The sequence below is a fragment of the Pseudomonas viridiflava genome (assembly GCF_003702045.1).
Classification (GTDB): Bacteria; Pseudomonadota; Gammaproteobacteria; order Pseudomonadales; family Pseudomonadaceae; genus Aquipseudomonas; species Aquipseudomonas viridiflava_C.
The window spans coordinates 66,100-78,537 of sequence record NZ_RBTP01000037.1 but is presented as its reverse complement, the minus strand read 5'-3'; the positions used below and the strand labels follow the sequence as shown (position 1 = coordinate 78,537).

The 12,438-nt window shown below is 59.4% G+C and carries 7 protein-coding genes and 1 pseudogene; 4 read left to right on the top strand and 4 right to left on the bottom strand.

Annotation, left to right across the window (positions count from 1 at the left end; translation table 11 throughout):
- The 3 genes and pseudogenes from ALP40_RS12850 to ALP40_RS26170 all read left to right on the top strand — a co-directional run.
- The coding region (locus tag ALP40_RS12850) for a methyl-accepting chemotaxis protein (RefSeq protein WP_259640704.1) at positions 1-810 on the top strand (810 nt) is incomplete at its 5' end.
- 207 nt (positions 811-1,017) lie between these two features.
- Positions 1,018-2,100: pseudogene (locus ALP40_RS26175) on the top strand (methyl-accepting chemotaxis protein); the annotation flags it as partial.
- The gene (locus ALP40_RS26170; protein ID WP_409077523.1) at positions 2,074-2,961 is read left to right on the top strand and encodes a methyl-accepting chemotaxis protein; all 888 of its coding nucleotides are present in this window, start codon (positions 2,074-2,076) and stop codon (positions 2,959-2,961) included. The pseudogene ALP40_RS26175 and the gene ALP40_RS26170, both read left to right, overlap by 27 nt.
- Before the next feature lie 458 nt (positions 2,962-3,419).
- Here the strand turns inward: ALP40_RS26170 and mdoH are convergent, their stop codons facing one another.
- The 4 genes from mdoH to pip form a co-directional block, all read right to left on the bottom strand.
- Complete coding sequence (mdoH, locus tag ALP40_RS12835; protein WP_122208639.1) at positions 3,420-6,002, bottom strand: glucans biosynthesis glucosyltransferase MdoH; 2,583 nt, start codon at positions 6,000-6,002, stop codon at positions 3,420-3,422.
- On the bottom strand, positions 5,995-7,938 hold the full coding sequence (locus tag ALP40_RS12830; RefSeq protein ID WP_308812327.1) for a glucan biosynthesis protein G: 1,944 nt from the start codon (positions 7,936-7,938) through the stop codon (positions 5,995-5,997). The genes mdoH and ALP40_RS12830 overlap by 8 nt, the downstream gene beginning before the upstream one ends.
- 259 nt (positions 7,939-8,197) lie before the next feature.
- A complete protein-coding gene (gene dtd / locus ALP40_RS12825; RefSeq protein WP_122208638.1) occupies positions 8,198-8,635 on the bottom strand; it encodes a D-aminoacyl-tRNA deacylase in 438 nt (145 codons plus the stop codon).
- Positions 8,636-8,674: 39 nt separating this feature from the next.
- The gene (gene pip, locus ALP40_RS12820) at positions 8,675-9,646 is read right to left on the bottom strand and encodes a prolyl aminopeptidase (protein ID WP_122208637.1); all 972 of its coding nucleotides are present in this window, start codon (positions 9,644-9,646) and stop codon (positions 8,675-8,677) included.
- Positions 9,647-9,926: 280 nt separating this feature from the next.
- Between pip and ALP40_RS12815 the strand changes: the two genes are divergently transcribed.
- Positions 9,927-12,377: a glycogen/starch/alpha-glucan phosphorylase gene (locus ALP40_RS12815; protein WP_122208636.1), complete on the top strand. Its 2,451-nt coding sequence runs from the start codon at positions 9,927-9,929 to the stop codon at positions 12,375-12,377.
- The last annotated feature ends 61 nt before the right edge of the window (positions 12,378-12,438 follow it).

Here is a 12,438-nt window from a genome sequence, read left to right as displayed (position 1 = left end):
ATCGCCAGCGCCGCCGAGGAGCTGTCAGCGGTTACCGAACAGACCAGCGCTGGCGTCAATAGCCAGAAAGTGGAAACCGATCAGGTCGCCACCGCCATGCATGAAATGACGGCAACCGTGCAGGAAGTCGCCCGCAACGCAGAAGAAGCTTCCGAAGCAGCGGTCGCCGCCGACCAGCAGGCACGCGAAGGTGAGCGCGTGGTCAACGAAGCCATCGCCCAGATCGAACGCCTGGCCTCGGCGGTGGGCAACTCCAGCGAAGCAATGGGTGCGCTGAAGCAGGAAAGCGAAAAGATCGGCAGTGTGCTGGACGTGATCAAATCGGTGGCCCAACAGACCAACCTGCTGGCCCTGAACGCCGCCATTGAAGCCGCTCGTGCCGGTGAGGCCGGTCGCGGCTTTGCCGTGGTCGCCGATGAGGTGCGCAGCCTGGCTCAGCGCACTCAGAAGTCCACCGAAGAGATTGAAGCCCTGATCGTCAGCCTGCAAAGCGGCACGCAACAGGCAGCCACGGTGATGGACAGCAGCCGGGAGCTGAGTGCCAGCAGCGTTGACCTGACCCGCCGCGCTGGCGGTTCGCTGGAGAACATCACCAAGACCGTCTCGGCGATCCAGTCGATGAACCAGCAGATTGCCGCCGCTGCCGAGCAACAGAGCGCCACGGCTGAAGAGATCAACCGCAGCATCATCAATGTGCGCGATGTCTCGGAACAGACGTCTGCCGCCAGCGAAGAGACGGCAGCGTCCAGCGTTGAGCTGGCACGTCTGGGCAACCATCTTCAAGTCATGGTAAGTCGCTTTACCCTCTGACGGTTGAGTGCCCCACCCTCGCGCTCATGACCGAGCGCGAGGCCATTTTCCTGCTCAAAACCGCGACGCCTGTCACCCCCGCTTTCTGATCGGAAATCTCCTACGACCATCTCAGGTCACGCACTACACGTCCCTTGCCGATGCGCTCATAACGCCTGCTCTGCACGTCCAGAGCATGCATGTGTTCGCTAATTGCAGGAGATTCCCATGTTCCGATGGCTCAATAACGCGCTCGGCAACCTCACCATAAAACTCAAGCTCGCTCTCGGATTCGGACTGGTCCTGCTCTTGACGCTGGTCATTACCTTGACCGGCTGGAGTGCTCTGTACACTCTGATCGACCGGTCGGAATCGCTATCGGATATCGGCCAGCTCAGTAACCTGACCAAAGACTTGCGCGCCGAACGCATTAGCGATCGTGTCGAAGCGACCCCATCCACCTCAGCGCTGGTGGTCGCCAAGCTGGATGAGATGAACACCCAACTGACGTTGCTCCACACGCTAAGCGAGGAAGAGGCGACTATCGAGTTGCTTGAAGCCCAAAGTACCTTGGTCGGCCAGCTTGAAAAGCTCTTTGCTGACATTAACGAGCTGCGCCAGGTTCGGGCCGGCAAACTGAAACAGTTGCAGCAAAGTTCGGAACAGGCGCTGAAGGCTGTCGCTCAGGTTGAAAGTGAGGTGCTAAGGGTGTTGAGTCAGGAGCAGGACAACAGCGAACGAATGGAGGAATTCACCAATATTTCCCAGTTGAAGCAGCAGATTCACACCGCTCGTTATCAGGTCCAGACCTACACCCTTACCGGCAAGGAAGATGACGAAGCAGCAGCGATCACGGCGATCAACGAAGCGCTCAAAGAAGTGCAGGAAATCGCCAAGGATCAGAGCGATGACAATCTTCAGGGCCTTGCGCCTGCCACCCAGGCACTTCAGACGTACCGCGAACAACTGGGCCTGTTCAAGGACGTACAGAACAAGGCCCAGGCCCGCCAGGAAGACATGAGGGCCACGGGGGACAAGCTGCTGGCATCCGTCGCTGCACTCAGCAGCCTGCAAACCGCTCAGCGTGACAGCGAAGCCGCCAGCTCCACCACCATGCTGAGCGGCGTCGCCGGGCTTGCCTTGTTGATCGGACTGCTGGCGGCCTGGACCATGACCCGGCAGATCACCGCTCCGCTGCTGGAAACACTGATTGCCGCTGAACGTATCGCCCAAGGAGACCTCAGCGAAGATTTGAACGTCGAAAGGCGTGATGAGCTCGGCCAGATGCAGCGCAGTATGCAGGCTATGACCCTTGGCTTGCGTGAGTTGATCGGCGGCATCAGCGATGGCGTTTCGCAAATCGCCAGCGCTGCCGAGCAGCTTTCGTCCGTCACTGAACAGACCAGCGCCGGGGTCAACAGCCAGAAGCGAGAAACCGAGCAGGTGGCCACCGCCATGAACGAAATGGCTGCAACAGTTCAGGAGGTCGCCCGTAATGCGCAGGATGCCTCCCAGGCGGCGGTTCAGGCCGACCAGCAAGCGCGCAGCGGTGACGAGGTAGTCACCCAGGCCATCGCCCAGATCGAACAGTTGGCGCGTGAGGTCGTGAATTCCACCGCTGCCATGAGTCAACTTAAGCAGGAAAGCGGCAAGATCGTAGGTGTTTTAGATGTGATCAAATCGGTTTCGCAGCAAACCAATCTGTTGGCCCTCAATGCCGCCATCGAAGCGGCCCGCGCCGGCGAGGCTGGACGGGGGTTCGCGGTGGTGGCCGATGAGGTTCGCAGTCTGGCGCAGCGTACTCAGAAGTCGACCGAAGAAATCGAAGACCTGATCGCCGCGCTGCAAACAGGCACCCAGCAGGTCGCGACCATGCTGGAAAGCAGCCGCAACCTGACCGACAACAGCGTCGAACTCAGCAGACGAGCCGGAAGTGCGCTGGGGCAGATCACCCTTACCGTGGCGACCATCCAACAGATGAATGAACAGATCGCCACGGCCAGCGAGGAACAAAGTACGGTGGCCGAGCAGATCAACGCCAGCGTCATTAACGTACGCGACGTCTCCGAGCAAACCGCAACGGCGAGCAATCAGACAGCCGCGTCGAGCGCAGAACTGGCACGCTTGGGTTCACATTTGAAGGCGCTGGTGGGAAGGTTTCGAGTGGGGTAATCGTGCTCGGCTCGCTATCGCGCCCATGCTCTGCGTCACGTCACAGCGGACGCGGAGCGTCCCGAGAGGCGTTATCACGCTGGAGCGTGAGAGCGATCAAAAAAGGTGGCTGAATGAACGCCTATCCCCGTGGGAATGAGCTTGCCCAAGAAAGCTATGGTTCAAACGCTCTATCCTCAGGACTATACCGGCCTGTTCGCGAGCAAGCTCGCTCCCACATCTGCTTCTGCCCGCAGGGCTCAAGAGTTTTCGGAGGTTACGACGGCTGCGATGGGCGGCGCAGCGGCCTTGGATACATCTGGCTCACCGCATGTGCCGGTTGTGCTGCCGGTGCCCGACAGATCGCGAACAAACGGAACGCTGCCCATGACGCTCTGCGTCAATTGTACGGTGGTAACCGGCACGCACAAAAAAGCCCCTGAAGCAGGACTTCAGGGGCTTTTCACACCGGGTAGCCGTTAGGCCAGAACCGGCTCCGACTCAGGCTTGTGTGGCTGCAACGGCAGCAGCGGTGCATGAGGATCGGCTTCGATGGACGCTCTCCAGGCCGCCAGCCACTCTTCGTGACCGTCGCTCCAGACCAGCTCGTGCAAACGGCCAAGGGCAACCGGGTCGCTCAGCAACATCAGACGCTCATGATTGCCGAGTTTGTCCGGACCGACCTTCAGTGCATGCTCGACGCGTTCCATACGGACCACCTCGATAGGCTTGGCCTGCTTGTGACGAGAAGTCGCCAACGCACATGCCAACGCATTCTGCTGTGGATCGACCACCGCACGAATGAAGCCCTGTTTCAGTGCATGCCAGCGGTTCTCGTGGGTGTACTGATCCGTGGAGATCAGCTCTTGCGGCGGCTCGAACTCTTCCGGAATCAGGAAGAATTTCTCGTCACGCGCTTTCAGACCCAGACCGGTACGGCTGGAAATCACAGAGACCGGAATCGACAGCATCAGCGACACCACGATCGGCGCCAGCCACCAAAGGAAGCTCGGGTTCAGCGAGTACACCAGAGCCGCCCAGCAGGCACCCAGCAACGTCTGCGGACCATGACGCTTGAGCGCCTCGATCCACGGTGTCGAGTCATCGTCACGCTGCGGCGAATTCCACGTCGCTGCCCAGCCGAGGAACGCGGCCAGAACGAAACGGGTGTGGAACAGCATGCGAACCGGGGCCAGCAGCACCGAGAACAGCATTTCCAGCAGCATCGAAATGGTGACCTTGAACTTGCCGCCATATCCCTTCGCGCCCTTGGCCCAGATCAGAATGACGCTGAGCAGTTTGGGCAGGAACAACAGGACGATGGTGGTGGAGAACAGCGCAACGGCTTTTTCCGGGTGCCATTGTGGCCACAGCGGATACAGCTGACGCGGTTCAAGGAAGTAGGTTGGCTCCATCAATGTGTTCGTGGCCAGCAACGCCGTGGACAGCACCAGGAAGAAGAACCACAAAGGCGCCGACAGGTAAGACATCACACCGGTCAGGAACACCGCACGGTGAACCGGGTGCATGCCCTTGACCAGGAACAGCCTGAAGTTCATCAGGTTGCCGTGGCACCAGCGACGGTCGCGCTTGAGTTCGTCCAGCAGGTTGGGCGGCAACTCTTCATAGCTGCCCGGCAGATCGTAGGCAATCCACACGCCCCAGCCGGCACGGCGCATGAGCGCAGCTTCGACGAAGTCGTGAGACAGAATCGCACCGGCGAAGGCCCCTTTACCCGGCAACGGCGCCAGCGCGCAGTGCTCGATGAAGGGCTTCATGCGGATGATCGCGTTGTGACCCCAGTAGTGGGATTCACCCAACTGCCAGAAGTGCAGACCGGCCGTAAACAGCGGACCGTAGACGCGGGTGGCGAACTGCTGCATGCGGGCATACAGCGTGTCCATGCCCGAGGCACGTGGCGCGGTCTGGATGATACCGGCGTCCGGCGTGGCTTCCATCAGGCGAACCAGACTGGTCAGACACTCACCGCTCATCACGCTGTCGGCATCGAGTACGACCATGTAGCGATAATCGCCACCCCAGCGACGGCAGAAGTCATCAAGGTTGCCGCTCTTGCGTTTGACGCGACGACGACGGCGACGGTAGAAGATCTTGCCGAAGCCACCGGTTTCACGGCATACGTCGAGCCAGGCTTGCTGCTCGGCAACGGCGATGTCGGTGTCATTGGTGTCGCTGAGGACGAAGAAGTCGAAGCGATCCAGGTCACCCGTGGCCGCTACCGATTCGAACGTCGCACGCAGACCGGCGAACACACGAGGCACGTCTTCGTTGCAGATCGGCATGACCAGGGCAGTACGTGCGCCGACTTCAATCGGCTCGTTGCCAGCGCTGGCACCGGAAATACGGTACTTGTCACGCCCGGTAAGCAATTCAAGAAAGCCCATCAGCGCGGTCCAGAAACCGGCCGATACCCAGCAGAACAGAATCCCGAACAGCAACAGAATGCTGGTCTGCAAGGCGTATGGCATTACCTGAAGGGCAGTCTGCACGAACGTCTGGCGCGTGATTTCATCCAGCGAAACCAGGGACCAGCCTTGATACGGCAGGATGCCTTTCATGTACCAGCCGGCAACGATCGTCTGTCCCAGCATCAGAATCAGCAGGATGTAGCGACGAATCGAGCCGACCGTACGCCAGCGCGACTTGGGCAAGTCGCGTGGCAGATCGCTGTGGTCCGGCTTGGGCGGATTCGTCTTGCCAGTCAGCCGACGCCAGCCGCGCACCAGAATGTTGGTACGCCACGGCTCGGGAACGACCTTGGTGCGGCGGATGGGAGGCGTGGCCTTCAGGCACAGACGACCGCTTGCATCGACACCGAGCATCTCGGCGTCCTGCAACTGGTCGGCTGTGGACAGCGTGAGGCGACGGCCCACCGAAGCCTGGGCGGCCTCGGCGGTGTCGTTGATCGGCTGTGCCGAAAGGCGTTCATGCAACTCGGCGAAGGAGGTGCAGTTGGCAAGTTCTGCCCGCTGCTCGTCGCTCATCGGTAAATGCGCCAAGTACTCGTTCAGAGACATTGGCACCGGTAGAGAATTACTCATCGCTCGGCAACTGATAGCTCCAGGTCTCGGTCATGACTTGCAACGTCTTGGCCGGTTCCGGATGGGTGGGCGCGGCCTCTGTATCAGGCTGCTGGATTTCCTTACCGTCCTTGTCTTTCGCGGCGTCCGTCTTGGCGGCATCAGCTTTCGCTGCGTCGGCTTTAGCGACATCGCCTTTGCCCGCTTCAGGCTTGGATGCATCACCTTTGGCGGCATCAGGCTTGGCAGCTTCGGCTTTCGGCGCGTCGGCCTTGGCAATTTCTACCTGGTCGTTGGCCGTGTCCTTGGTCGCTGCCGGTTTGGCGGCTTCCTTGGCAGCTGCTTCCTTGGCAGCAGCTTTCTTGTCTTGCGCCTTGTCAGTCACCAGCAGTGCAGGTTCCTTGCCAGGCTCGGCCGGGATCTCACGCAGCAGATAGGCACGCATCTCGGTCGGCTTGCCGGCATCCTTGACCTTTACACGCAAGGTCAAACGGTAGCCTTTGGTGACCGGGTTGTAGCGCAGGTTGTTTTCCACCAGCTCGACGTTGTCGTCGGTGGTGACCTGGCTGCGAATGGTCTTGTCTTCAGGCAGCGCGGCCAGAACCGGGCCTACGAAGTCGACCAGGAAGGCCAGGCTGCCGTCCGGTTGACGAATCAGGTTGGACTGACGCACGTCGCCGATGGAGCGCTGAGTCTGCTTGACCCAACCCAGATCCGGAGAGTGAATCGAGTTTTCCTGCATGGTCCAGTGGATGCGGTAGTCGAAGTCCATCGACTCGCCCGGCTTGGCCAGGGTTTCAGGCTTCCAGTAGGCCACGATGTTGTCGTTGGTTTCGTCGGCAGTCGGGATTTCGACCAGCTCGACCGTACCCTTGCCCCAGTCACCCTTCGGCTCGATCCAGGCGCTTGGGCGCTTGTCGTAGCGGTCGTCGAGGTCTTCGTACTGGCTGAAGTCACGGCCACGTTGCAACAGACCGAAACCACGCGGGTTCTCGACAGAGAAGCTGCTGATGGACAAGTGTTTAGGGTTGTTCAGCGGACGCCACAACCATTCGCCATTGGCTGCCTGAATCGACAGACCGCTGGAATCGTGAAGCTCACGACGGTAGTTGGGTACACGCGATGGCTGGTTGGCACCGAACAGGAACATGCTGGTCAGTGGCGCAACGCCGAGCTTGTTGACGTTGTCACGCAGGAACATGCGCGACTTCACGTCGACCAGCGTGTTGGTACCAGGACGCAGGGTCAACTGATAGGCACCGGTGGCGCGCGGCGAATCGAGCAATGCGAAGATCACCAGATGGTTGTCATCCGGGCCTGGCTTCTCGATCCAGAATTCCTTGAAGCGCGGAAACTCTTCACCCGAAGGCGATGCAGTGTCGATAGCCATGCCACGAGCGGACAGGCCATAAACCTGACCTTTGCCAATCACGCGAAAGTAGCTCGCGCCCAGCATGGTCATGATCTCGTCCTGCTTGTCGTCCTTATTGATCGGGTACAACACGCGGAAGCCGGCGTAACCCAGCTTTTCGGTGGATTTAGGGTCGATCTTCAGGTCGCCGAAATCGAAACGACTAGGGTCGTACTTGATTTCTTCGACGTCCGTGGCCGTGACTTCGTTGATCTTGACCGGCGTGTCGAAGTGCATGCCCTGATGATAGAAGGACACTTTGAACGGCGTCTTGTCGCCCGCCCATTCGGCCTTGTCGTCACGGAAGCGAATTTTTTGGTAGTCGGCGAACTTCATGTCGCGCAATTCGTTAGGCAGATTGCTTCTCGGCGCTTCGAATTTTTGCCCGGCCATTTCTTTGGCTCTGGCCGCTACATCATCCAGGCTGAACGCCCACAACTGACCCGCACTGAACAGGCAGACCAGCGCCGAGCTTGCCAGGAGCGCACTGCGCAGGCGCTTGACAGGTTTCTTTGGAGCATCACAGGGACTAACAATCACGAGCAACCCTCGCCGAAAACAGATGAAGAAACCAACGGCCAGCTATCGAATGCCGGGTTGGCGAGCATTGTTCCGACTCCAATTGGGCTTAATGATTCCCCAACCCGGTGTCAGAACCGCTTTTGTCATGCCAGATGGATCAACCACCGCTGATCTCCGTTGCGCGCGATTATCCAGTAGCACGCGTCACAACGCATCAGGTATGACAAAGAATTTTATTCCTCCCGGACTTTTTAAATCCGGGAGAAGGCAACGGAATATTAGCTCAGGATTCAAGCAGAAATGTCACGGGGCCATCATTGACCAGATGCACCTGCATATCCGCACCAAATTGGCCCGCCGCCACGCCCGGATGCGCGATCCTGGCCTGGCCCAATAGATAGTCGTACAACTCTTCACCCAAGGCAGGCGGCGCGGCTTTCGAAAAGCTCGGGCGCATCCCGCTTTTGGTATCGGCTGCCAGGGTGAACTGCGAAACCAGCAGCAATCCGCCGCCCACGTCACGCAGCGAAAGGTTCATCTTGCCGTCAGCGTCACTGAACACACGGTAATTGAGCAGCTTGTGCAGCAACTTATCGGCACTGGCCCGGGTGTCTTGAGGCTCTACACCAATCAGCACCAGAATGCCCTGATCGATGGCCCCGACCACTTCACCCTTTACCTCGACGCGTGCACCCTGCACGCGCTGCAATAGACCTTTCATAGATGCTCTTTTCAGACGTACGACAAAAAGGCCACGGTATCAGGCTTCTTCGGGCGGCAGGTCGAGCAAACGGCGCGCGACTTGCGCAGCGGCCCGGACCAGTGCGTCGGTAATGCCGGGTTCCGAGGCTGCGTGCCCGGCGTCTCGAATCACTTGAAGCTCACTGTTGGGCCACGCCTGATGCAACGCCCAGGCATTGTCCAGCGTGCAGATGACATCGTAACGACCGTGAACGATGATCCCCGGCAAATGGGCGATCTTCGGCATGTCGCGAATCAGTTGATCGGCTTCCAGAAACGCATCATTCATGAAGTAGTGACACTCGATGCGCGCAATCGACAGGGCGCGCTGCGGCTCGGAGAAGCGATCAACCACCTGCGGATTGGGACGCAGGGTAGCGGCGCGGCCTTCCCAGGTGGACCAGGCCTTGGCGGCGTGCATCTGGGCAATCTGATCCGGACCGGTCAGGCGCTTGTGGAAAGCGGCCAGCAGGTTGTCCCGCTCATCCAGCGGAATGGGTGCAACGTAGTCTTGCCAGTAATCAGGAAACAGGCGGCTGGCACCGGCCTGATAAAACCAGTCGATATCTTGCTGGCGCGCCAGGAAGATTCCGCGCAGGATTAGCGCATGAACGCGGTCCGGGTGAGTCTGAGCGTAGGCCAGCGACAGCGTCGATCCCCACGAGCCACCGAACAGCACCCATTTTTCGATGCCGAGGTGTTCACGGATTCGCTCGAGGTCTTCCACCAGATGCCAGGTGGTATTGTTTTCGATGCTGGCATGAGGCGTGGAACGACCGCAGCCGCGCTGATCGAACGTGATGATGCGGTAAAGGTTCGGGTCGAAGTAGCGACGGCTTTGCGCGTCGCACCCCGAACCCGGACCACCGTGAATGAACACCACAGGAAGGCCTTCGGGCGACCCGCTTTCATCGACGTAAAGCACATGCGGTTGTTCCACGGCCAGATCGTGCCGGGCGTAGGGTTTGATCTGCGGGTACAAAGTCTGCATATGTGCTCCATGAGTCCGATTCAGAGGCTTCTATTATTCTGCCGTTGGGCATCATAAACCCGAAACGAGGAATGAGCATGCTGCACATCATTGATCGGGATGGAACGATCAATGCAAGCGTATTGCCAATTTGCAAGCTTCGCGAACCAGAGCAGTCGCGCTGGGTCGAAGCGAGGGTCCTGTCTTCAATTATTTCTTTTATTTTCAGGAAATAACTGACGACACGCCTACAGTCTAAGAACCCCATCTTTCATTCGTCAGACTACTTGAGGTCGTACCGATGTCTCAGGAACCACTCGTTCGTGACGCTGATGTGGCAGCTTTTCGCGCCGCAGTGCTCGCCAAACTCACTTACTCAGTGGGCAAGGACCCCGACCATGCGTTTGAGCATGACTGGTTCGAAGCCGTTGCCCTGGCTGCTCGCGACCACATGGTCGAGCACTGGATGGATCACACGCGACAGATCTATCGCAAGGTGCAGAAACGCGTCTATTACCTGTCGCTGGAATTCTTGATCGGCAGGCTGCTCTACGACAGCCTGAGCAATCTGGGCCTGCTGGAAATCGCTCGCGAGGCCATGACAGAGCTGGGCGTGGACATCGAGCGCATCCGCCTGCTCGAACCCGACGCAGCACTGGGCAACGGCGGCCTCGGCCGTCTGGCGGCGTGCTTCATGGAAAGCATGTCGACTCTGGGCATTGCAGGCCACGGCTATGGCATCCGTTATGAACATGGCCTGTTCCGTCAGGCCGTGGTCGACGGCTGGCAGCAGGAGCAGACCGAAAACTGGCTGGACTTCGGCAACCCGTGGGAATTCGAACGCCCGGAAGTGGTGTACTCGATCGGCTTTGGCGGCAGCGTCGAAACCTTCACCAACGAAGCAGGTGAAACCCGTCAGGTCTGGCATCCGGGTGAAACCGTGCGGGCGATTGCCTACGACACCCCCGTCGTCGGCTGGCGTGGCGCAAGCGTGAACACTCTGCGCCTGTGGCGTGCTCGCGCCGTGGAAGACCTGCACCTGGAACGCTTCAACGCTGGCGACCACTTTGGTGCCGTGGCGGAAGTGGTACGTGCCGAAAGTATTTCCCGCGTGCTCTACCCGAACGACGCCACCGAAGCCGGCCAGGAATTGCGCCTGCGCCAGGAATACTTCTTCGTCTCTGCCTCCCTCCAGGATTTGCTGCGTCGTCACCTGAACATGCACGCCACGCTGACCGATCTGCCGGAGCATGCGGCGATCCAGATGAACGACACGCACCCGTCCATCGCCGTGGCCGAACTGATGCGTCAGTTGATCGACAACCACAACATCCTATGGGACACCGCCTGGAAAATCACTGTCGGCACTTTGGGCTACACCAACCACACGCTGTTGCCTGAAGCACTGGAAACCTGGGCGGTCGGCTTGATGGAGCGGATGCTGCCGCGCCACATGCAGATCATCTACCTGATCAACGCGCAGCACATCGACACGCTGCGCGCCAAGGGCATCCACGACTTCGAAGTGTTGCGCGCGGTGTCGCTGATCGAAGAAGACAACGGCCGTCGTGTGCGCATGGGCAACCTGGCGTTCCTCGGTTCCCACAGCGTCAACGGCGTTTCGGCGCTGCACACCCAATTGATGCGCAAAACCGTATTCGCCGAACTGCACAAGCTGTACCCGGAGCGGATCAACAACAAGACCAACGGCATCACCTTCCGCCGCTGGCTGTTCCAAGCCAACCCGAAGCTCACCGAAATGCTGGTCGAAGCGCTCGGCCCGGACGTGCTAGACAATGCTGAAACCCGTTTGAAGGAACTGGAACCGTTCGCCGAGAAGTCGTCGTTCCGCAAGCAAATGGCTGATCAACGCCTGCACAGCAAGCGCGCGCTGGCGGCGATCATTCATGAACGCCTCGGCATCGTGGTCAATCCTGCGGCGATGTTTGATGTGCAGGTCAAGCGTATCCACGAATACAAGCGTCAGTTGCTGAACCTGTTCCACACCGTCGCGCTGTATCAGGCGATTCGTGCCGAGCCGGGCACAGACTGGGTGCCTCGGGTGAAGATCTTCGCGGGCAAGGCGGCGGCCAGTTATCACTCGGCCAAGCTGATCATCAAGCTCACCAACGACATCGCTCGTACGGTCAACAACGACCCGACCGTGCGGGGTTTGCTGAAAGTGGTGTTCATGCCCAACTACAACGTCAGCCTGGCCGAGAGCATCATTCCGGCAGCCGACCTGTCGGAGCAGATCTCCACTGCGGGCCTCGAAGCCTCGGGCACCAGCAACATGAAATTCGGCCTGAACGGCGCGCTCACCATTGGCACGCTGGACGGTGCCAACGTGGAAATGAGCGAGCAGATTGGTCTGGAGAACATGTTCATTTTCGGCATGACCTCTCAAGAGGTTGAGGCACGTAAACAGGCAGGCGACTTCAGTGCGCATGGCGATGTGGCGGCGTCAGGTCGTTTGAATGATGTACTGCAGGCGATTCGTGGCGGGGTGTTCTCGCCGGATGATCCGAATCGCTATGCGGGCCTGGTCGATCAATTGCTGGCCTACGACCGCTTCCTGGTCTGCGCCGACTTCGACTCGTACTGGGCCGCTCAGGGCAAAGTCGAAGAACGCTGGCACGATTCCAAGGCATGGTGGCGCTCGGCAGTGCTCAACACGGCACGCATGGGCTGGTTCTCCTCGGACCGGACCATTCGCGAATACGCGGGGGAAATCTGGAAAGCGCTGGACTGACAGCAGAGCGGTACATCCGTAATCGGACGTACCGCCCCCTTCGCGGACAAGTCCGCTCTCA